We start from the raw sequence: 24,052 nt of genomic DNA on the forward strand, positions 1-24,052 counted from the left end.
CCTTGCTATTGGCTGTATGATTCCCGCTATTAGGGCTCATTGGGGACTTGCACCCGTTAGCTAATACTCATGCCGAGCGTACTACCAAAAAGGAGGAGTAATCTATAATGATTATCCTCCTTTTTTCGTTTTTATATCGTATCTTTGGACAAGATAGGACTCACCCCTGAATTAAAAGCCGAAAACTATGTTTTCGCTTTGTACTTCTATCGTTTTGCACTATCTTTGCCACGATATGAGAAAGATACTTATTACAGCTATATTAATATTAGTGTGCGTCAATACATTCGCACAAAATATGATGCAAAGCCAATACGGCTCATCTGCTTCAGGACTCAGCAGCGACCGTTATGACAGAAACGGAAATCCTATAGACACAACTGCCGTGGTTGATGCAAGTACCGTGCCCATAGGTTTGAGTTCATGGACCATAGACGAACGTTTCGGGACAAAAACTGCAATACCGGTTGACACTCTCCAATTCGGATTTCAAAACACAAACGACAATGGCGGACCGACAGGACATTATACTTATCTTGGTAATCTTGGCTCGCCACGCATATCACATGTTTTCTTCGAAAGGGCAGAAACCACACAGGAATTTTTCACTGACCCTTATGATTTTGCTCTTGTAACACCGGGAAAAGTCAAATATACAAACACAAAATCTCCGTTCACTAATCTTACTTATTACAAACACGGAGCAGGAAGACGTGCCGAAGAAAGATTTAAAGCCTACTTTGCCGTTAATGCCAACAAAAGGCTTGGTTTCGGTTTCGACATAGACTACATATATGGCAGAGGTAAATATATGAACCAGTCAACAGCACAGTTCAACGGTAACCTGTTTGCATATTATCATGGCGATAAATACGAAATGCACTTCAATTTTATAAACGACAACATAAGAGTTACCGAAAACGGAGGTATAGCAGACGACCGATACGTGACAGCACCTATAGAAATGGCAGACGGTGGAAGAGTGTATAAATCGTATGAAATACAGACTAACCTCGAAGATATCTGGAACAAGAATACAGGATACCACGCGTTCCTGACACACAGATATAATCTGGGATTTTATAAAGATGAAAGTACCGAGAACGATACCATAGCAAAAGAAGTATTTATTCCGGTAACAAGCTTCATACACACCGTAAAGGTGGATATGAACACACGACAGTATATCTCATACAACGATGAGCAAAACAGGAAATATTTCGAAAACCACTATCTTGGAACCGACTCCACTGACGTGACAAAATACATGTCTGTCAAGAATACGGTTGGAATATCACTTAGAGAAGGGTTCAACAAATGGGCAAAAGCCGGACTGACAGCCTTTTTGAGTTTCGAACACAGGAGATTCTCAATGACAGACAGTATAGAAGGTACTCCTGGACAATATATGAGAGACTACAAGGAGAATGTATTGTCAGTGGGCGGACAATTGACAAAGGCACAAGGAAAAACTTTACACTATGATGTATTGGGTGAAGTTGCGATATTGGGTGAAGATATAGGACAATTCAATATAGAAGGAAGAGGAGACTTGAACTTCCGTCTGTTCAACGACACTGTAAGGCTGGATGTAAACGCATATATAAAGAACCTGAATCCGGCATTCTATTACAGACATTTCCATTCGAAACACTACTGGTGGGACAATGACCTGTCAATGATAACACGCACAAAGATAGAGGGAAGACTAAGTATAGACCGCTGGCGTACGCAACTGCAGGCAGGCGTGGAAAACATCACTAACTATACGTATCTGGACAATGTCTCAGTAGGATACACAGATGCCAACGATGCCAATATAAAGACGTATAAGAACAATGTTACTGTAAGGCAGAACCCAGGAAGCATACAGGTGTTCAGCGCCAAACTAAGGCAAGATTTCAAATTTGGCATCTTACATCTTGACAATGAGATTGTGTATCAGAAAAGCAGTAACAACAGTGTTCTTCCACTGCCGGATCTTGTGCTTTATCACAATCTCTACATCAGAGCAGGACTGGCCAAAAAAGTTCTTACAGTGGAATTGGGAGCAGACGTAAGATATTTTACACAATACTATGCACCTGACTATGCACCGGCAATAGGACAGTTCTATCTGCAGAATCCGGAAACAAAATATAAGCTTGGAGGTTATCCACTGGTAAACGGATACATAAATTTACATCTGAAACGTACTCGCTTTTTCCTGATGATGTATAACCTGATGCAAGGAACAGGCGAAAGAAGTTATTTCTTTGCTCCACATTATCCGTTAAACCCAAGAGGACTAAAGATAGGCATCTCATGGAACTTCTTTGATTGACTATATAAAATCAGCTGAGTATATGGCAAAAAAGATTCTGAAATATATAATATCCATAATAGTCGTATCGACTGTTATAATACTATTGTTCTCCAGAAAGAATCCTGAGGAAAAGTTCTATCCCAGAGATTATCATGGGATTATAGAGTCGGGAGTCATAAAAGCTGTAACAGAATACAATGCCCTAAGTTATTATATATTCAAGGGAGAAACCTACGGGTTTGATTATGAAGTATTAAGTGCTTTTGCAAAAGAAAAAGGCATAAAACTTGAAATGACACCCGAAATGAGTTTTGAGAAAAGAATCAAAGGTGTCATAGAAGGAAGATACGATATGATTGCACTGGGAACTGCAACTACCTCACAACTGAAAGACAGTATCTTATTTACAAATCCATTCGCCATCGGGAAACAGATACTTATTCAAAGAAACGACGAAGACAATCGCATTGACAGCCCTCTAGGACTTGCCGGCAAGACCATACATATAATAAAGGACTCGCCTGCACTGATGAGAATCAATAATCTGATGGACGAGATAGGCGATTCGATATACATAGAAGAAATAACCGACTATGGGCCAGAACAACTTCTGGCAATGGTATCGGCAGGAGATATTGATTATGCCGTATGCGATGAAAGAACCGCAAAAATGTACATGAGAAGATTCAAAAATCTTGATCTGAATACTAACATAAGCTTTAATCAGTTCTACTCATGGGGAGTTAACAGAAATGCTCCAATACTGCTTGACAGTATAAACAGCTGGCTGGAGAGATATATCAAGACCAAGGAATACAAAGATTTATATAACGAATACTTTAAGCGAAATTATTAGTCTGTTATGATGAATTTTGATAAGGTAAATTGGGGTTTCATAGGATGCGGAGAAGTGACAGAAAAGAAAAGTGGTCCCGCATTCAATATGGTGGAAGGATCCAGAGTAGTTGCCGTAATGAGCCGCGATGAAGAAAAAGTAAAATCATACGCTCAAAGACACAACATACCTAAATGGTACACTGATGCGCAGGAGCTGATAGGTGATGAAGAAGTAAATGCCATATATATAGCAACACCTCCATCCTCGCATGCCACATTTGCCATCATGGCAATGAAAGCAGGAAAGCCTGTGTATATAGAAAAACCTATGGCGGCATCATACGAAGATTGTGCCAGAATAAACAGAATATCAAAAGAGACAGGAATTCCTTGTTTTGTGGCTTACTACAGGCGGTATCTGCCGTATTTCCAAAAAGTGAAGGAACTTGTAACGTCCGGAGAAATAGGAAACGTAATAAATGTTCAAATAAGGTTTGCACAACCTCCAAGAGCCCTGGACTATAACAGCAAGAACCTTCCGTGGCGCGTGCAGCCAGTCATTGCTGGAGGAGGATATTTCTACGATCTGGCGCCTCATCAGCTGGACTTGCTGCAAGATATGTTCGGATGCATACTCGAAGCTGAAGGATACAAGAACAATCGTGGCGGTTTATACGAAGCTGAAGACACCATAAGCGCATGCTTTAAATTCGATTCGGGTCTCCCCGGTTCCGGCTCATGGTGTTTTGTTGCTCATGAATCTGCAAAAGAAGACAGAATTGAAATAATAGGAGACAAAGGCATGATATGTTTTTCAGTGTTCACTTACGACCCTATAGCTTTACATACGGAAAGAGGACGCGAAGAAATACTTCCACCCAATCCTCCGCATGTGCAGCTACCACTGATAAAGGCCGTAGTGGAACATCTGCAAGGAAAAGCAATCTGTACCTGCGATGGCATCAGCGCCACTCCTACCAACTGGGCTATGGACCGCATACTGAATAAACTTTAATAAAATGTCGGCACGCATTCTTTTAGTTTCAGCAACAATACTGTTCCTCCTCATTCCATGTTTACTGAAAGCAAAGAATGAGGAAAAAGAATGTGTGCAGACTGCTATAAGCGATTCGCTGAATTGTTTGTCTGATTTAAAATACGACAATCAAACAAGTCCGTTCAAAAAGTTTTTCAATAGAAGCGTTGAATGGTTTAACGCAACGGACACGAATTATATACAGCCCAATAAATACAACCTGACCATGATGCTTGAACAAAGTACATGGTTTGAACATTATCGCTTGAGCGGAACAGGCGAAAACGGTAATCAATTACTGGGTTTCGCACCAAAAGTAAACACAAAGCTTGGAGTCTATTTCGGATGGAGATGGATTTTCCTGGGCTACTCGTTCGATCTGGCCAGCTTATTCAAGAAAGAGAGGGAAAAGCCAAGAACAGAAATGGTTTTCAACCTTTACAGTGCTAAATTCGGTGTGGATCTGTATTACCGAAAAACAGGAAGCAATTTCAGAATAACCACCTGCAAAAACTTTGATAATGCCGAAAAATATATAGGCACAAATTTCAACGGCTTCAACAGCAAGATTAAAGGACTTAATGCCTACTATATATTCAATAGCGAAAAATATTCATATCCGGCAGCATACAGCCAGTCAACAAACCAAAAGAAAAGCTGCGGATCGCTAATGGCAGGCTTTGCCTTCTCGCAGCATGACATTACTTTCGACCAAAGCAAACTACCACAGGAAATCAAGGATCAGATACGTCCTTCATTAAACTTCAAAAAGCTTGCATATACAGACTTTAATTTAAGCCTCGGATACGGCTACAACTGGGTCTTTGCCAAAAACTGTCTTCTCAATGTTTCATTACTTCCTGCCATCGGATATAAAAAAGCGAGAATAAACGACACACCCACCACTCCGAATTCAGACTGGACCCAATGGGTGAAGGATATAAACTTCGACCTAATAACCAGAGCCGGAATAACTTGGAACAATAGCAAATATTATGTAGGTGCCACACTAATATTGCACACATACGACTATAGAAAAGAAAACTTCTCGATGACAAATTCCTTCGGAAGCCTGAAGATTTATGCCGGATTCAATTTCTGGAAAAGAAAACAGTATCGTCGTTCGGAATAAGGCATAAAGACTATAGGTCATTATATTGAATTTTCGAACAACTTTTATTACTTTTGCAACCGATTATACAATTCGGAAAAACAAATAATAATTAGATATAAATCATGGAATTAGCAAGTAAGTACAATCCCGCAGATGTGGAAGGGAAATGGTACCAGTATTGGCTGGACAACAAACTTTTCAGTTCTAAACCGGACGGACGCGAACCATACACCGTCGTAATCCCGCCACCAAACGTGACCGGAGTGCTCCACATGGGACACATGCTTAACAATACTATACAGGACATCCTGGTACGTCGTGCCCGCATGATGGGCAAGAACGCATGCTGGGTTCCGGGTACAGACCACGCATCTATCGCTACAGAAGCCAAGGTGGTAAACAAACTGGCTCAACAGGGAATAAAGAAAACCGACCTCACCAGAGAGGAATTCCTGAAACATGCTTGGGAATGGACTCACGAACACGGAGGCATAATCCTGAAACAGTTGCGTAAACTTGGCGCTTCATGCGACTGGGACCGCACAGCTTTCACTATGGACGAAGAAAGAAGCAAGAGTGTGATAAAGGTATTTGTTGATCTTTACAACAAAGGACTGATTTACCGCGGTGTACGTATGGTGAACTGGGACCCTAAAGCCCTGACAGCTCTTTCTGACGAAGAAGTAATCTACAAGGAAGAACACAGCAAGCTCTACTACCTGAGATATAAGGTTGAAGGCGATGCTGAAGGACGTTACGCCGTAGTTGCCACTACACGTCCGGAAACTATCATGGGTGATACTGCAATGTGTATAAATCCTAACGACCCTAAAAACGAATGGCTGAAGGGTAAGAAAGTGATTGTTCCGTTGGTGAACAGAGTAATCCCTGTTATCGAAGATGACTACGTTGATATCGAATTCGGTACAGGATGCTTGAAAGTTACTCCTGCACACGACGTAAACGACTATATGCTGGGTGAAAAATATAACCTCCAGTCAATAGATATTTTCAATGACAACGGTACTATCAGCGAAGCTGCCGGAATGTATGTAGGTATGGACCGTTTCGACGTTCGCGAACAGATAGAAAAAGATCTTGCAGCAGCAGGCCTTCTTGAAAAAGTTGAAGCTTACAACAACAAGGTCGGTTTCTCTGAACGTACAAACGTTGCCATCGAACCTAAGCTGTCAATGCAGTGGTTCCTCAAGATGAAACACTTTGCAGACATGGCGTTGCCACCTGTAATGAACGATGAACTGAAATTCTATCCTGCAAAATACAAGAACACATACAAGTACTGGATGGAGAACATCAAGGACTGGTGTATAAGCCGTCAGTTGTGGTGGGGACACAGAATTCCTGCTTACTTCTTGCCTCAGGGCGGATTCGTAGTGGCAGAAACAGCTGAAGAAGCTTTGAAACTTGCCATCGAGAAAACAGGCAACAAGGACATGAAGATTGAAGACCTCCGTCAGGATGAAGACTGTCTGGACACATGGTTCTCTTCATGGTTGTGGCCTATCTCTCTGTTCGACGGAATCAACAATCCGGGCAACGAGGAAATAAAATACTACTACCCTACTGCCGATCTTGTAACAGGACCGGACATCATCTTCTTCTGGGTAGCACGTATGATTATGGCAGGATATGAATATATGGGCGATATGCCTTTCAAGAACGTATATTTCACAGGTATCGTACGCGATAAAATAGGCCGTAAGATGTCCAAGTCACTTGGTAACTCGCCTGACCCGCTTGAACTGATTGATAAATATGGTGCCGACGGTGTACGTATGGGTATGATGCTTGCTGCTCCTGCAGGAAACGATATCCTGTTTGACGATGCTCTCTGCGAACAGGGACGTAACTTCAACAACAAGATATGGAACGCATTCCGCCTGGTTAAGGGATGGAACGTAGAAGGAAACGAACAGCCTGAATACGCACGCCTGGCTACTGAATGGTTCGAGGCTATGCTTGCAAAGACTACAGCTGAAGTAAACGACCTGTTCGGCAAATACCGTCTGAGCGAGGCTCTTATGGTAGTTTACAAACTGTTCTGGGACGAATTCTCAAGCTGGTATCTTGAAATGGTGAAACCTGCATACGGACAGCCTATTGACAGCGTGACTTACGAAAAGACTTTGAGTTTCTTCGACACACTGCTCAAGCTTCTGCATCCGTTCATGCCATTCATCACTGAAGAGTTGTGGCAGCACATCTATGACCGCAAGGATGGTGAAAGCATCATGACTCAGACTCTTAATATGACAGAGACTTACGATGAAACTATCATAAACAAATTTGAAGCTGTAAAAGAAGTTATCGGTGGCATCCGTACTATCAGACTTCAGAAGAACATTGCTCAGAAAGAGGCTCTGAACCTTGAAGTGGTTGGAGAAAGCCCTGTAGCAGACTTCAATGCTGTGATAGAGAAGTTGTGTAATCTGTCTGAAATAGCACAGGTAGATGCAAAGGCAGAAGGTGCAGCCTCGTTCATGGTTGGTACAACTGAATATGCAGTCCCTCTGGGCAACCTTATCAACGTGGAAGAAGAGCTGAAGAAACTTGAAGCAGACCTGAAATATCAGGAAGGATTCCTCATGAGTGTAATGAAGAAGCTAAGCAACGAGAAGTTTGTAAGCAAGGCTCCGGCTAACGTTATTGAAATGGAGCGCAAGAAACAGGCTGATGCAGAAACCAAGATTGCAGCTTTAAAAGAAAGCATAGCGGCACTTAAGAAATAACAAATAAATTACGTGCATGGCAATAATTAGTCCCTATCCGGTATGATTCGTTCTGATTCACTCTGGATTGGGACTAATAATATATTATAACGGAGCAAAACATTCCAAATACATACGGATAAAAGATAAACATACATAGTTAAATACTGAACTCTGATGAAATATAAAATAACAACATATATTTTAATATTCATGTTATTTACTTTAATATCATGCAGAAAAAACTATACATATGATAAAGTATTTGACAGCAACATATCCTATGTAGAAAATGCTCCCCATATATACTTATCAAACAATCCTATCACAATCCCAATTCATATTAATGACAAGAAAGAAGCTACAGAATTTTTATTGTATGCGTTAGCGCAGAATTATATCAATGAAGATTGTTTACCATCAAAAAAACTTATACTTAAAAGTATTGGTATATTCAGACAAGAGCACCTGGCTCAACAAGAGCTTGAGGCCTTATACCTTCTTTCAGAAATATGCAAAAGCCAAAATGACATTGACAGTGTAACAACTGTTATACAGGATGCTATCCATACAGCAAGACGCATTGATGATAAAACTTGGCTTTTCTATTTACATTATCATCTAAGTAAACTGTATCTAAGTGAATTAAATTCACATATGTTCGCAAAACATCAAACACTTGCCAACAAATACATACAGGAGATTGATCCGTGTGACTTAAGCCTTTCGACAAAGATTCTAATTGCGGAAAATTTCATTAATCTACAGCAATACCGGAAATGCTATGAGAAACTACTTGAAATAGAATCTGTTATAAGCCTACAAAATGCTTTTTACAATAAGGTAAAAAGGTTACAAGGTATCGCCCTTTACAAAATGCAAGAATGGGATTCTTCTATCAGAATAATGGAAGGATTAACAAATAACGAAAATTCTAATAAGAATAAATTTACTTGCCATTCAATTTTATCTTATTGTTATTATCATAAACAAGATTTCAATAACGCGAAAAAGCATAAGGATTTGGCAATCAAATATGATATTTATAATATCAATAATTTTGAGAAAATAGAATTTTATGACTTTTGTGCAAGATTAGCAGAAATCGAGCATAATAAAGAAGAGCAACTGAAATGGCTAATTCTTTTAGATGACCAACATAAAGATATAATAGAAAATATCAATAGTCAATCTTTAGACAAGGCTATACAATCTTATACTTCCAGACTTGAGAAAAAACTGTTTAGAGAAAAACTTAAAACATACAGATTTATAGTTTGGGGACTACTTATATCTTTGTTCATTGGGTTTATCATACATATCAAGAAAAAGAAAAAACAGCTACTTCAAATTTTTGCCTTACAGCAACAAATTGATTCGCTGGAACAGTTACGTAATATCAAGGATGAAGTAAGAAACTTTATCTTCCGCGACTTTGAGATTGCAAAAAAGATTGCCATGCTTAGGGCAACTCAACAAGTACAAAGTGCAAAATTCTTAAAAGACCTAGAGAAATACCATATAACTAAAAACAATGATTTACTTGATACGCATTGGGAACAGTTCTATAAACACATAAACATATCTTTTGATGGTTTCTATTCTAAATTGAGAAATGAATACCCAACCCTGAATGAAAAGGAACTTCAACTCTGTTGCATGCTTATTTCTAATTTCAAGACCGAGGAAATAGCAGCCATATGGATGAACAGTATCTTCTCTGTACACAAGTATAAGACCAATGTAAGAAAAAAAATAAATGCTCCGGAAGGGGCTGATATTATCGCTTTTCTAAAAGAAAAATTATAGTTACAATTGATAAAACACATTTTACAAGGTTTTTATTTATATAATGCCTGTATTTCAATAATTTACAATCTAGATTTACAATAATATATATTAGTCCTACAAACAAGTATTCCTCATATTATGCATACCTTTGCAATGTGGCCACAAAAGAAAAGTATTTAACATCATTAGATTTTTGTGTATTAAAAGTATGAGAAAAATTTGTTTACTTATAAGCTTTATTAGCATGGTTTCTGTTCTAACATCTTCATGCCAAAAAGAAGATTCATTAAATAACAATCAAATTTACGAAGATGTATTAGTCATTAATGATTTGGAAAAGGATTACCCGGAACTGCTTGATTTTTTAGACAAAAAACAAAGCAGAGCAGCACATCCTAAAGATAGTAATTACATAGACAATGGATATTATTCCTTTTCATACAACAATAAAAAATACGAATGTAATTACTATATACTAAAAGATTCAACTGTGTTTTTTTACAATACAGATGTAAAAAATTTATTTGATAAATTAAAGAGTAATCCTAACCTATCTATATTTATAGATAATGAGAATCTAATATTCTATGATTCACAAGAAGATTTCACAAAAGAAATCAAAAAGTCACAGAGAATCCAGTCCACATATGGGATATGGGATGATCAAGTTGATATATTAAAGGATGCTAAAATATCAATCTATAGACATAAAAATTTCCGTGGAAGAAATAATACATACAGCATCTCTGAAAATACCACAGATGTTACAGACAATGATTTAAATAGCAGTGGACTAGACAAAAGAGTGTCTTCTTTGAAATTTTCCAGTACTTATGTTAAAGGAACTTTAACTCCCAGATATAGAAAAGGATGTCATGTAACTTTATATTCTGAGAAAAACTGTAAAGGATTTAATCACATTATAAAGATTGACAGCAAAAAACCTAATGGTCAAATAAAAAATCTGAAAGATGTGATGCCTTTCGGACCTTATTTAAATCAAAATTGGAACGATAGAGTAAGAAGCCTTTCTATAAAAGTAGATTATTAATGAGAAATTATTTTTTTATTATCAGTCTTTTCTCTTGTGTTTTACAGGGTTGTAACAAAGGCATAACTTACGCCGATCAAAAAGAGAATGAAAAAAACGACATCCAATCTTGGATAGTAAAACATGATTATAAGATAATAAGCGAAGAACAATTCTATAAACAAGATTCTCTGACTAACGAAAATGAGTTTGTACTGTTAAAAGAGAGTGGAGTTTATATGAACATTATCCAGAGAGGAAAAGGCAAGAGAATATTAGACGATGGAAGATATACAATTATATCCAGATACCTTGAAATCGCATTATCCGGCATAGAGAACTTTTTCGTTACAGGCGATACTCTATCAGGAAATATGAAATTAAGGAATTATCCTGTTTTCGGTCCTGAAAATTGGGGTTTACCTCAATATATGGCACAACCGGACAACTATATCTTAACTATAGACAAAAATAATTATAAAGCGTCTTTCAAAGAAAATTCCATGATGGCTTATGTATATAAAACAGCGTCTGTTCCATCAGGTTGGCTTATACCTTTAAGGTTTTTAAAACCAGCAAGCTCAATTCCGACATTACCGTCGGAAGATATAGCCAGAGTTAAGCTGATAGTTCCACATAGTCAAGGCAGTGCACAAGCGATGAAATATGTTTATCCTTGTCTTTATGAGATAACATATCAAACATGGTAATAAAAACTAACTAAGAGCAAGAAGTCACATTTATATTCTTGCTCTTAGTTTTTATAGACACTCATATATTATCTATCTGATATGATGCAATTTAACCACCTCGCCCAGCTCAGGAATCATGATATCCATATTCCTTTTTCTGGCCTCTGCTGCAAATACATGAGGCGGATCAAATAAAGGTTCATCTGAAAGGTCGAAAGTGCCATAATGCATCGGTATAGTCATTCGTGCACCCATCTCGGCAGAAGCAGTAAGGGCATCGTATGGAGATATATGATTGGGTTTCATAAACCATCGTGGCTTATATGCTCCTATTCCAATCATACAATAGTCAATGTGTGGGAAAATATCAGACAACTCCTTAAAATGGTGAGCATATCCCGTATCACCACTATTATAAATAGTTATTCCGTCTGCCTGTATCATAAAAGCTCCCCAAAGGCGCTCACCGCCATCACTCACTCCTCTTTTGCTCCAGTGCTGCGCCGGAAGGAAGGTCAGACAAAGTCCGTCATCCTTATGCTGCTGGTACCATCCGGCTTCAATTACCTCCATTTCAGGAAACCATCCTTTTATCAGTTGTCCGGTACCGATACCACAAAACAACTTCATTCCGGGATTTTCTGAAACCAGACGAGCAACACTCGGTTTGTCAAGATGATCGAAATGGTCATGACTGATAAGCAAATAATCTATATTCCTGAATATTGAAGGATCGGCAGGAAAAGTACTCCTTCTCTTCACAAAAGGTATGCTTCCGAAAACAGGATCAATCATGAAACGTTTTCCGCCTAACTGAAGAAAAAAAGAATTATGCCCAAGCCATATCAGCGAATTGCCTGTTACCGCATCAAGACTATGGAGATATCTCACATTGGGATTCCACTTTATCCTACGTTTTTCTTTCCTTTGCGGATTAGGCGAGAATCTCCATTTCAATATACTTCCCATTCCAGGACGCCATCTGTGCTGACGGTTAAAGAATTTGCCTTTAACGGAAGGATTACCGCGCCATCTGGGATTCACGGTATGCAACTGTTCGTTTCTTCTAAACAAAATCCTTTCTCCCATAAATCATCATTAAATATAAAACAAAAAACGGGGAAAGGCTATTTATGTAACCTTACCCCGAATTATAACAAAATACTAATTATTTTTCCAAAAGATCCTTCAGAAAGGCATCAAGCTCTTCATCAAGCCCTTTCAAAAGTTCATCGTTAAGCAATAGGGTGTCGTCATCATCAATCAACATCAACTCTGCGACAGTCTCCTTATCCTCATCTACCAATACAAATGAGTATGGCTTCAATAAAGACAACTTTTCAAAATATCCCTGGTCGTTCAATGCTACAATTTCCGAACGTAAGACAGATTCGACTTCAGTCATAAAATCTTCCGAATCGCATTCTATCCATTCATCTATAATAGTACGGGCCAATTCTTCATCATCGTCATTGAATATCAATAGTTCTCCACTATCCTGCTTCGGTTGCAAATGTATATCTGTAACAACAGTATTCTCATCGCCCGAAACATATCTGCATAATGCTTCTCTAATAGATGACGATATAGCTGCACGTGTTTTTTCACTAACATTCATAGGCATAAAATATTTATTACCTCAAAATTACTAAAAATTATAAAGTTTCAAAACAAACAGCTCAGAAATTGTTATTAAAACGTCCCATTTGAATATTCAATTTTCCAAACTCGTCTTTCCTCTTTATAAACTGGGTAATATAATACTTTAAAACCATTTCATCGTCCGAACCTGATTTGACGTAATCTGACGCTTTGTTCAACCATTCTTCGGCTTTATTCATATCGCCTGTCATCTCATACGAAAGCGCTATATTGTATGCAGCCTTGAATTTTGTATCTCCCTTTTTCTGACGATTATAAACTTGAGTCCACAATTCTCGTGCTGCCTCCCAATTTCCTTCATTTACATAAACACCGGCATCACGCATTTCTACTCCTCCACCATTAAAATATAACCTGTTTACTGTCTGCCAGTAAGGAACTATTTTATTGCATATAACTGATGCGGCATGAGATGTAGCTTCTTGAATAAGCTCTTTTTCAGAAATTCTATATCCCAAATCGAAATACAATGAATCCGTTGCACTAAGTTCGACCAAAGGATTCTGCCTTCCTGGCAAATACAATCTTACCACAGGAGTGACTTGAGCCTGAAGAACAGGTATCGATGCATCCCAGCCCGGATTAATAAATTCCTTTTTCTCGACATTTAGCAATAGTCTCTCGAATGAAATAATCATATCTACTCCAAGCATTGAAGAAAGATTGCTAACTTCATCAACAGAAAGGTTTGTTGAATAATTATCAGAGCGTAGAGCAGAATCGCATATTATAACCTGATTAAAATATTTACTGTCTGCCAAAAGACCAGCCAATGCCTCGGTAGCTTTCTTCCCTTCACCTTCAATTTGACCTAAAGTCAGAATATTCTTTTTAGGTTCAGGACGAGACGGCATGTTATTGACGACGCCAACTACAGATATCTGATACGGGAAATTAACTTCGGCCGGAGACAGCTGATCATAAGTAAGTGTCTGGATAGAACTGCATGATGAAATGACGACACTCACCAGCAAAAAAATATATAAAGCATATTTTCTCATAATATCTTCATTTTTTTATTTGTACAAAAATAATATATTTCTGAATATTATGAAGTTAAAAGGTAATAAAGGTATAATAATAAAGGCCGTCCCTTTGTTAAGAGACGACCTTTTAAACGTGTATTTTATTAAAATTCTTATACTTTTCCGTGACAGTTCTTATATTTCAATCCACTTCCGCATGGACATGGATCGTTTCTGCCAACTGTTTTTTCTGCTTTATAAGGCTCATTTTTAACCTCTCTGGTATCTTTACCGGCAGCACTCTGCTGAGAAGCATCATTGAGGTCAACCTTTTCCTCCTTATACTGCTGTTTTCTTGGAGCTGGTTCCGGAGCTGCCTCACGAACCTGTTCTGGTTCCTGAACCGGTATCTGAGCACGCATCAATACAGAAATTGTATTATTATTGATCTTCGAAACCATATTGTCAAACAGTTTCACTGACTCAAGCTTGAAAATCAACAATGGGTCTTTCTGTTCGTAGCTTGCGTTCTGTACAGAATGTTTAAGTTCATCGAGTTCACGAAGATTTTCTTTCCAAGCCTCATCAATAGTATGAAGAAGTATAGCCTTTTCGAAAGCCTTCACAATCTCTTTTGACTCTGATTCGTATGCAGCCTTCAGGTTTACAGGAATATTATACATACGTTTTCCATCCGTAATAGGAATCATGATGTTTTCATACATCTGTCCCTGATTCTCATAAACCTGTTTGATTACCGGATTAGCAATCATTGCCATGCGGTCTGTCTTGCGCTTGAAGATTTCCATAGCAGCATCGAATGTCTTTTCAGTAAGTACGTTCTTATCCTTAGATGTGAAATCTTCTTCTGTAAATGGAGTTTCCATTGCAAGTGTCTGAAGAATTTCCATTTTTGCCTCATGATATGTTGCCATATCCAAAGCATTTGCGCAACGTTCCCAAATCATGTTCACGATATCCATACCGATACGTTCGCCCATCAACGCATGACGACGCTTAGTATAAACTACATTACGCTGTTTGTTCATCACGTCATCATATTCAAGCAGACGCTTACGGATACCAAAGTTGTTTTCCTCAACTTTCTTCTGAGCACGTTCGATAGAATTAGAAATCATCTTGTGTTCTATCATCTCGCCTTCCTTGAATCCCAACTTATCCATTACAGATGCTATACGGTCAGAAGAGAACAGACGCATCAAATCGTCTTCAAGTGAAACGAAGAATACAGAAGAACCCGGGTCTCCCTGACGTCCGGCACGACCACGCAACTGACGGTCAACACGACGAGATTCATGACGCTCAGTACCAATAATAGCCAAACCTCCGGCTGCTTTTACTTCATCGCTTAACTTGATATCGGTACCACGACCAGCCATGTTTGTGGCAATTGTAACGGTACGTCCCAAACCGGCTTTAGCAACGATATCAGCTTCTTTCTGGTGTAATTTGGCATTAAGTACGTTATGTTCAATCTTACGGAGAGTAAGCATCTTGCTCAACATTTCAGAGATTTCTACTGATGTAGTACCGACCAATACAGGACGTCCCATTTCAACCATCTTTTCAATCTCTTCGATTACAGCCTTATATTTTTCACGCTTTGTCTTATAAACACGGTCGTTCATATCCTTACGTGCGATAGGACGGTTAGTAGGGATAGTCACAACATCAAGTTTATAGATATCCCAGAATTCGCCTGCTTCTGTTTCTGCAGTACCTGTCATACCAGACAGTTTGTGATACATACGGAAATAGTTCTGAAGAGTGATTGTAGCGAATGTCTGTGTAGCTGCTTCTACCTTTACACCTTCCTTGGCTTCTACAGCCTGATGCAAACCGTCGCTCCAACGACGACCGTCCATTATACGTCCAGTCTGTTCGTCAACGATTTTAACCTGACCATCCATTACCACATAGTCAGTATCTTTTTCGAACATTGTATATGCCTTAAGCAACTGGTTGATAGTATGAACTCGTTCAGACTTGATAGCGTAGTTAGTCATAAGCTCATCTTTCTTAGCCAGTTTTTCCTCATCAGTCAAAGATGTTTCGTTTTCGAGTTCTGACAGCTGTGCGGCTATATCAGGAAGAACGAACAATGTAGGATCCTGAGATGAACCTGTAATCAGTTCGATACCTTTATCTGTAAGGTCGGCACTCTTCATTTTTTCATCTATTACGAAATAAAGAGGTTCTACAGCCTCAGGCATACGCTTGTTGTTTGCTTCCATATAGATGGCTTCTGTCTTCAACATACCAGCCTTGATACCCGGTTCGCTGAGGAACTTGATAAGAGGTTTGTTCTTTGGAAGAGCCTTATGGCTACGGAACAAAGAAAGGAATCCTTCTTCCACCTCTTCCTTCTTGTCTGAAGCGATAAGACGTTTTGCGTCTGCCAGATATTGTGTAGCAAGTTTACGCTGAGCCTCTACCAGACGTTCTACCAACGGACGAAGAACTTCGAACAACTGCTGGTCGCCTTTAGGAACAGGACCTGATATAATAAGAGGTGTACGTGCATCGTCAATCAAAACCGAGTCAACCTCATCGACAATAGCATAGTTATGTTTGCGCTGTACAAGATCCTTAGGGCTGTTTGCCATATTGTCACGCAGATAGTCGAAACCGAATTCGTTGTTTGTACCGAATGTGATATCTGCCATATAAGCACGACGACGTGCAGCAGAGTTCGGCTGATGCTTGTCAATACAGTCAACGCTCAATCCATGGAACATATAGAGAGGGCCCATCCATTCAGAGTCACGTTTTGCAAGGTAGTCATTGACAGTAACCACATGTACACCGTTACCTGTCAACGCATTAAGGAATACAGGCAATGTAGCCACAAGAGTCTTACCTTCACCTGTTGCCATTTCCGCAATCTTACCCTGATGAAGAACTACACCACCAAAGAGCTGTACATCGTAGTGTATCATGCTCCATTTCATATCGTTACCGCCTGCAACCCAATGGTTCTTCCATATAGCCTTGTCACCTTCAATGCGGACAAAGTCTTTTCCCATTGCTGCCAGTTCGCGGTCGAAATCAGTAGCAGTAACTTCTATCTCTTCGTTCTGAGTGAAACGTCTTGCTGTATCTTTTACTATAGCAAAAGCTACAGGAAGCACATCATTAAGTGCTTTTTCGTATTTGTCAAGAACTTCTTTCTCCAGTTTATCTATCTGTGCGAATATAGGTTCACGCTTTTCGATATCTGTAGTTTCGATTGTAGCTTTAAGCTCTTCAATTTTCTTGTTTTCCTCTACGGCAGAATCCTTGATATATTTTTTCAATTCTTCCGTTTTGGCACGCAACTCATCATTACTCAGCTTCTCTATTTCAGGGTATGCAGCTTTAATCTTTTCTACCCATGGCTGAATTTCCTTCATGTCACGAGAAGCCTTGTTCCCGAACAACTTGCTTATAAATTCATTAAATCCCATTATATATTTTATTTTTTATTTACTGATTAATGCCGTTAAATAAATTCAACGGCGTACAAAGATAATTAAAAACCGTCAAAATGCGGTAATTGCAAAGATTTATTTACGTATTCCTGTCAAAGGAGCTACTACACTGGCGTTAGGAGCCCTTATACGCATGAAATGTGCCAAAGTAGGTGCAACGGCAGACACTTTGACCGGTGAATATAAAATTTCAGGTTTTATGTTATATCCAAAGAAAAATACCGGAACTGAAGAATATGCCTCACGCTCTACCCTTACACTATTAGAGTATTCATCTACCACTTTCCATCCCGGCAATATCTCTATATATAAATCTCCGGAACATTCTCTGGTAAATGAATTTCTGATTTTTTCAATTTTCGGATCCCAAGCACCGAGCAAAAGGCGCTGAGAAGAATAAGCAGAACGTATTCCACTCATCTGAACTATAAATTCAGATGAACGTGTCATTACTTCAGTAATATTTAAGTTCTTATCTTCTATAAGTTTATGATTGAGATAAATCTGATTTCCATAATATGTTTCTACGTACTGGCCTTGACCATATATAGCCATCAGATACATATTAAGCAAAGCAGAGCAACGTTTAAGATGGAACTCGCCCGTAGGAATTCTGTATTCAGGCAAGTCCTCCGACTCCGGCGAGCGATATCCGGTTGAAGTTATAAATATCAAAGTGTTTTTCAATCCCACTTTGCGGTCAAGCATATCAAGCAAATCGCCTATAGTATTATCAAGACGGACATACATATCCTGAATCTGCATAGCATATTCATTGTCCGGTTTTCCGTCATAATTTCCTGCATAATACCCCAACGTCAACAAATCCGGCGTGTCATCCAATCCTGCATTCGTATTGTTGAGAAAAACATCTACCAGTTTATTAACCTCATCGTTTACGTATGGACTTGTCTTGAATTTTTTATACTTATACAGACGCTCATCTGTAAAATTATGTTTGAATGTAAGCTGCTTTGTTTCTGTTGTGATATATTTATATGCAGTAACTGGCAGATATGGCCCCCAGGTTATCTGGTCAATTCTGAAATCCAGACCATTACGGTCATTAAAGTTTGTTACCCATTCAGGGAAAGTTCCATAGTATGTAGTTCCGCTCCACTTACCGGTTTCATCATTAATCCAGAACGCTCCTTTAGCCGCATGTCCGGCCCCCATAATCGCCATTTCTTTTGTAGGAGCTATAGAATAGACATGAGCCTGACCGTGAGTGGAAACCATCAGTTCATCAGCCAGATTGGATACCGTAAGATACTTGGGAGAGACATTCTCGGAGGTATAAACCCCCATATATGATTTATCATCAACACTCTTTACTACGCATAAAGAATTTCTGTCCATCCAATTATTGCCGACTACTCCATTGTAATAAGGTGTAGTTCCCGTATATATAGAAGCTACGGAAGACGACTGGTCAGGTTTGATAAAATCATACTCACCATTCATATATACACGTCCTTCCCTGAAAAGACGCTTAAATCCCCTTTCACCATACATGGCAGAAAAGGCTTCTATATAATCTGTACGCAACTGATCTATAGTCAGACCTATAACCAATTTAGGAACAGCCGGAACATTCTGTGCATTGATTCCGGAAATAACTATAGCAGTAATTAAAGATGTTATAAATCGCTCTCTCATTTTTATTTTCTATAAACAATCTGATGGCTCACTGCATTAAACAACAAACCGAGTGCCAAAAGTAATACTGATAAATTAATTTCTTGTGGTATTAACGGCAATATCAATATAAATAATGTTAAATACACAGAATTTATTACATGCCACTTGTCTTTTTTACGTTTTATATCGTTGTAAACCATAAATGGCAAATAAAATAACGGTATCGGGTTGAATAATAAAATCAGCCAATTGGAATCCACAGTAGGATGTGTTGAGAAGAAAAACAGAAAGGCTATTATACATCCCGCCAATCCCTGAGACAAATAAAGAATTAAATCCCAAAACCAGTATATTTTTTTCCTTACTATCTGAACAAATGCAATTACCACATTCAGAAAAAGGAAAAAAGTGGCACAAGCTATAGGGCTAAACGGGAAAGAACTCTCAGCGGCATCTACAGTATCGGCATCCACAATCACTTCTTCTTTTAACACCAAAGGTCTGGTGTTCCCATTTTCGTCTTTAATAAAAGCACCTTCGGCAAAAGAACGCATATAAAAAGGAGAAAACATCTGTTGGCGAATACCTATCGGCTTGTCAGCACCGGCTCCCAGACAAAGGTCTATACCGAATTCCTCCCAATCGAATCCCTTTGTAAACTCATGTATAATACCTCGAAATGTTTTGTCGGGAACTGAATTTGGATATTCAACATCTCCATCAATGCACTTTTCTATCTGATCACGCGCTCTTGTGGTGCAATTGTCATAGAAATAATTATACCGATATACCCTATTTTGTGGAAGATAGTTTGTAAAAAGCAGATTTTGCAGCTTGAGCTTCTCTTCATAAGTTAAATTCAATATCTGCTGATAAACAGAAGATCCCCTGAACATATATTCAGCTTCGAACGATCTAAAATCGTTCACCCCCAACTGATAGTCAGTCTCACCCTTCACAAAACGATAAATAAAATTAGGAGATGAAAAACTGAACATCCCATAATTAAATACAATATCCTTATTTTGAGTATAATTCTGGTATCTTATTGCAGTGTGACCAAATAAAGAATATATTTCAGTTCCGGGAGAACAGGTGAGCAAACTAAACTGAATGCTGTCACGTTTTTGAGCATAAGATAACATGCTCCCCCATATAATTAACAGCGATAGAAATATTCTTATTTTATTGACAAACATAATTTATTTAAAGTGCACTTTTGTAAATTTGGACACAAAAATAAGACTAATTATCTATAAATATGAAACAAAACATCTATTTTATTGCAATTCTTATCCTTTTTTTCTTTTACTTTGCATGCAATACTAAAATATAGATTGTGAATTTAATAATAGACATAGGAAATACAGTCGCCAAATTGGCAGTTTTCGATGGTGACGAACAGGTAGAAATACTTAGAGGTTCAAACCATTCATTGGACTGTATTAAAATACTTTGTCATAAATACAAAATAGACAAATGTATTATTGCTTCTGTGATAACATTAAGCAATACAATAAAAAGACAATTATCAAATGTAGATTTTCCGATACTGGAGCTAACTCATAAAACGCCTGTACCTATAATAAACAATTACAAGACTCCGGAAACTTTAGGTATGGACCGTCTGGCGGCTGTAGTAGGCGCTAATTATTTGATGCCAAACAGAAACATTCTTGTAATAGATGCCGGAACAGCACTGACATACGAATTTATTGATGCCAATGCCACATATTGGGGAGGCAACATCTCACCCGGAATATACACAAGATTCAAATCGTTAAGCGCCTGCTGTGACAAGCTTCCTTTAATAGAAAAAGGAGGAGACATGCCGGAACTGGGATATAGCACAGAAACAGCTATCAGGGCAGGAGTCATAAAAGGAATTGAATTTGAAATAAAGGGCTATATAGCTCAATTCCAAAAAAAATACCCCAACCTTTTAGTTTTTTTAACTGGCGGAGACAAATTTTCTTTTGATACAAAATTAAAAAGTATCATCTTTGCAGATAGATTTTTAGTTTTAAAAGGTTTAAACAGAATATTGAATTATAATGTCGAATAAAAAGGTACTTATTAGCGCTATTTTTGCAACAGCATCGGTATTTGCTTTTGCCCAATCCAGCACTAACTCTCCATATACAAGATTCGGGTTAGGAGACTTGTCTGACCAAGTCTTTACCAGTAATGCAGCCATGGGTGGCGTAGGAAATGCACTCAGGTCAAACCGTCATATCAATCCTATAAATCCCGCATCATATACTTCAGTAGATTCTTTGTCGTTTATGTTTGATGTAGGTTTCAGCATGAAAAGCTGCAATTACGAGGAAAACAACATCAGATCGAATGCAAGAAACTCCAGCTTCGACTATCTGGCAATACAGTTCCGTCTTCATCCAAGAGTAGGAATGGCAATTGGATTTACTCCTTTTTCGACAGTAGGTTATAATTTCAATTCCACAAGCTACGCTTCGAACAGCAACACCGTATCAGTAACAAACACATATACAGGTGACGGTGGTACAAATGTTATTTTCGGAGGATTAGGTTTCAAAATTATCGATAACTTGTCAATCGGAGCAAATATAGGTTATCTTTATGGAAAACAAGAATATAGCACCACAGCAACATTAAGCAATGGAGGTGACTATACAATAACATACAGAAACCTGAAAGTCAAGAGCTATAAACTTGATTTAGGATTGCAATACACACAACCTTTTAACAAGAATAACAGTCTCACACTAGGACTTACATACAGCCTGAGACATAATTTAAATTCTACAGAGGTTACAGGAACACAAGTTACAGACGGAAGCAGCTATTCATCGACAACAGAAAATACTGCATATGACGGATATAGCATTCCATCCTCATATGGAATCGGTTTGGCATATCAGTACAAGAATAAATTGACAGTAACGGCTGATTACACTCTTCAAGAATGGTCAAAAGCCAAATTGTCAAGTGCTGCCGGCATGTACTGCAATAGAAACAAGATAGCAGTAGGAGCTGAATACACACCTAATAATATAAGCAAAAACTTCTTTAAAAGAATATCATATAGAGCAGGAGCATTTTATAATTCACCGTATGTGAAAATACCAACAAATACGAATGGTACTTCTTATGCAGACGGGGCAAAAGAAATCGGTGCATCTGCCGGTTTTGGTTTTCCATTATCACTTTTCCAACGCAAGACAGTCCTAAGCATCACCGGACAATATATAAAACTTTCTCCTAGCGTAAGCAATTTGATGTCGGAAGACAGATTTGTCTTGAAAATAGGATTGACACTTAATGAACCTTGGTTTATGAAATGGAGAGTCAATTAATTGAAACCATAGATAGAATATTATAAAGACACAATAAACAATTAAATTAATAATACGATGAGAATGAAGATGTTTACAATGCTGTGTGCCTTAACATTGGGTTCTGCAGCGACTTTTGCTCAAAAAGGAGTAGAAGACGGTTCTAGATTTGGACACGGAGAAGATAGTATCCGCTGCCTTCAGAACATCAGTATTTATACTGAATATGTAAAAACAGACAATTTCAAGGATGCATACAAACCTTGGAAAGCAGTATTCACTGAAGCTCCTCTTGCACAGGTAGGTACATACACCAATGGTGCTAAAATCCTTCGTGGATTGATACAAAGTACAAAGGATGCAGCTCAACAGAAAGCTTACCTTGATGAATTGATGGCAGTACATGACCAGCGTATCAAATATCTTGATAAACTTAATAAGTTGGTTAGAAGCAAATCAACAGAAGGTTCTATCATTGGTATGAAAGTTCATGACTACATTGTTTTCTCTGGAAAGAATCTTGATCTGAACAAAGCGTACGACTGGGCAAAACAGGCAATCAACATGGAAAAAGAGAAATCTGATTATTTCATGTTCCTTGACATGATGGATATGTCTTCACGCAAACTCAAAACAGACGAAAACCACAAAGAACAGTTCATACAGGATTATCTGACTGTATCAGGTTATGCTGACGCTGCATACAAAGCAGAAAAGAAAGAAAAGATGAAAGAATTGCTCAAGACAACTAAAGATAATGTTGATGCATATTTCATAAACAGTGGTGCTGCTTCTTGCGAAAACCTTCACGCTATCTATGGTCCTAAAGTTGCACAGAACAAAACTAACCTTGACTATTTGAAGCAGGTTATTACAGTTATGCAATTATTGAAATGTACAGAAGAAGAAGCTTATTTCGAAGCATCTGAAGCTGCACACGCAATTGAACCAACTGCAGCTACAGCAGCAGGTTGCGGATATATGTATTACAAGAAAGGTGACCTTGACAAGAGTATCGGTTACTTCGACCAGGCTATCGAACTTGAACAGGATCCTATGAAGAAAGCTGAATACTGCTACAAGGCAGCTGTAATACTATTCAACAAAAAGCAGTTGAGCCGTGCAAAACAATATTGTAACAAGGCAATCTCTTTCAACAACAATTATGGCGATGCATATATCCTTATCGCACAGATGTATGCTTCAAGCCCTAACTGGAGTGACGAGTCTGCATTGAACAAATGTACATTCTTTGCTGTTATAGACAAACTGCAGCGTGCAAAGAGTGTTGATCCAAGCGTTACAGATAAAGCCAACGAACTTATCAGAACATTTTCTGCTTATACTCCGAAAGATGAAGACTTGTTCTTCCTTGGTTTAAGCAAGGGACATACAGTTACAATCGGAGGATGGATTGGCGAAACAACAACTATCAGATAATAAAG

The 24,052-nt window shown here is 38.4% G+C and carries 17 protein-coding genes; 11 read left to right on the plus strand and 6 right to left on the minus strand.

Annotated features, from left to right (window positions below; genetic code table 11):
• Window positions 1–235 precede the first annotated feature (235 nt).
• The 8 genes from OCV82_RS14310 (at window position 236) to OCV82_RS14345 (ending at window position 11,552) form a co-directional block, all read left to right on the plus strand.
• Window positions 236–2,323 (plus strand): putative porin, encoded by a 2,088-nt coding sequence (locus OCV82_RS14310; RefSeq protein WP_154045032.1) that lies wholly within the window; start codon window positions 236–238, stop codon window positions 2,321–2,323.
• Between the two features lie 22 nt (window positions 2,324–2,345).
• Window positions 2,346–3,161, plus strand: a complete 816-nt coding sequence (locus tag OCV82_RS14315) for a transporter substrate-binding domain-containing protein (RefSeq protein WP_154045033.1) — start codon at window positions 2,346–2,348, stop codon at window positions 3,159–3,161.
• 6 nt (window positions 3,162–3,167) lie between these two features.
• On the plus strand, window positions 3,168–4,157 hold the full coding sequence (locus OCV82_RS14320; protein ID WP_375338158.1) for a Gfo/Idh/MocA family protein: 990 nt from the start codon (window positions 3,168–3,170) through the stop codon (window positions 4,155–4,157).
• A gap of 4 nt (window positions 4,158–4,161) precedes the next feature.
• Window positions 4,162–5,310 carry a DUF4421 domain-containing protein gene (locus OCV82_RS14325; RefSeq protein WP_154045034.1) on the plus strand — a complete coding sequence of 383 codons (1,149 nt, stop codon included), beginning with the start codon at window positions 4,162–4,164 and terminating at the stop codon, window positions 5,308–5,310.
• A gap of 104 nt (window positions 5,311–5,414) precedes the next feature.
• Window positions 5,415–8,042: a valine--tRNA ligase gene (locus OCV82_RS14330; protein ID WP_154045035.1), complete on the plus strand. Its 2,628-nt coding sequence runs from the start codon at window positions 5,415–5,417 to the stop codon at window positions 8,040–8,042.
• A gap of 156 nt (window positions 8,043–8,198) precedes the next feature.
• A complete protein-coding gene (locus OCV82_RS14335; protein WP_154045036.1) occupies window positions 8,199–9,830 on the plus strand; it encodes a LuxR family transcriptional regulator in 1,632 nt (543 codons plus the stop codon).
• A gap of 190 nt (window positions 9,831–10,020) precedes the next feature.
• Window positions 10,021–10,863, plus strand: a complete 843-nt coding sequence (locus OCV82_RS14340; RefSeq protein WP_154045037.1) for a hypothetical protein — start codon at window positions 10,021–10,023, stop codon at window positions 10,861–10,863.
• Window positions 10,863–11,552, plus strand: a complete 690-nt coding sequence (locus OCV82_RS14345) for a DUF4827 domain-containing protein (protein ID WP_154045038.1) — start codon at window positions 10,863–10,865, stop codon at window positions 11,550–11,552. The genes OCV82_RS14340 and OCV82_RS14345 overlap by 1 nt, the downstream gene beginning before the upstream one ends.
• 72 nt (window positions 11,553–11,624) lie before the next feature.
• On the opposite strand, the gene OCV82_RS14350 is transcribed toward OCV82_RS14345, so the two are convergent.
• The 6 genes from OCV82_RS14350 to lnb all read right to left on the minus strand — a co-directional run bounded on the left by OCV82_RS14350 (window position 11,625) and on the right by lnb (window position 20,492).
• The gene (locus OCV82_RS14350; RefSeq protein WP_154045039.1) at window positions 11,625–12,623 is read right to left on the minus strand and encodes an MBL fold metallo-hydrolase; all 999 of its coding nucleotides are present in this window, start codon (window positions 12,621–12,623) and stop codon (window positions 11,625–11,627) included.
• A 79-nt stretch (window positions 12,624–12,702) separates the two neighbouring features.
• Window positions 12,703–13,152 carry a hypothetical protein gene (locus tag OCV82_RS14355; RefSeq protein WP_154045040.1) on the minus strand — a complete coding sequence of 150 codons (450 nt, stop codon included), beginning with the start codon at window positions 13,150–13,152 and terminating at the stop codon, window positions 12,703–12,705.
• Between the two features lie 61 nt (window positions 13,153–13,213).
• Entirely contained in the window at window positions 13,214–14,197 is a 984-nt protein-coding gene (locus OCV82_RS14360; protein WP_154045041.1) for a DUF6340 family protein, read from the minus strand.
• Window positions 14,198–14,334: 137 nt separating this feature from the next.
• Window positions 14,335–17,628, minus strand: a complete 3,294-nt coding sequence (gene secA, locus OCV82_RS14365; RefSeq protein ID WP_154045042.1) for a preprotein translocase subunit SecA — start codon at window positions 17,626–17,628, stop codon at window positions 14,335–14,337.
• A gap of 99 nt (window positions 17,629–17,727) precedes the next feature.
• Complete coding sequence (locus OCV82_RS14370; RefSeq protein ID WP_154045043.1) at window positions 17,728–19,311, minus strand: alkaline phosphatase family protein; 1,584 nt, start codon at window positions 19,309–19,311, stop codon at window positions 17,728–17,730.
• Window positions 19,312–19,313: 2 nt separating this feature from the next.
• Complete coding sequence (gene lnb, locus OCV82_RS14375; protein WP_317258407.1) at window positions 19,314–20,492, minus strand: lipoprotein N-acyltransferase Lnb; 1,179 nt, start codon at window positions 20,490–20,492, stop codon at window positions 19,314–19,316.
• 140 nt (window positions 20,493–20,632) lie between these two features.
• Here lnb and OCV82_RS14380 point away from each other — a divergent pair, with 140 nt between their 5' ends.
• The 3 genes from OCV82_RS14380 to OCV82_RS14390 are packed head-to-tail and all read left to right on the plus strand — an operon-like array spanning window position 20,633 to window position 24,047.
• Window positions 20,633–21,358, plus strand: a complete 726-nt coding sequence (locus OCV82_RS14380; RefSeq protein ID WP_154045045.1) for a type III pantothenate kinase — start codon at window positions 20,633–20,635, stop codon at window positions 21,356–21,358.
• The gene (locus OCV82_RS14385; protein ID WP_154045046.1) at window positions 21,348–22,628 is read left to right on the plus strand and encodes an OmpP1/FadL family transporter; all 1,281 of its coding nucleotides are present in this window, start codon (window positions 21,348–21,350) and stop codon (window positions 22,626–22,628) included. Before OCV82_RS14380 ends, OCV82_RS14385 begins: the two co-directional genes overlap by 11 nt.
• 57 nt (window positions 22,629–22,685) lie before the next feature.
• Window positions 22,686–24,047 carry a tetratricopeptide repeat protein gene (locus OCV82_RS14390; RefSeq protein ID WP_154045047.1) on the plus strand — a complete coding sequence of 454 codons (1,362 nt, stop codon included), beginning with the start codon at window positions 22,686–22,688 and terminating at the stop codon, window positions 24,045–24,047.
• Window positions 24,048–24,052: the final 5 nt, after the last annotated feature.

The organism is Bacteroides cellulolyticus (assembly GCF_025567135.1).
Classification (GTDB): domain Bacteria; phylum Bacteroidota; class Bacteroidia; order Bacteroidales; family Bacteroidaceae; genus Phocaeicola; species Phocaeicola cellulolyticus.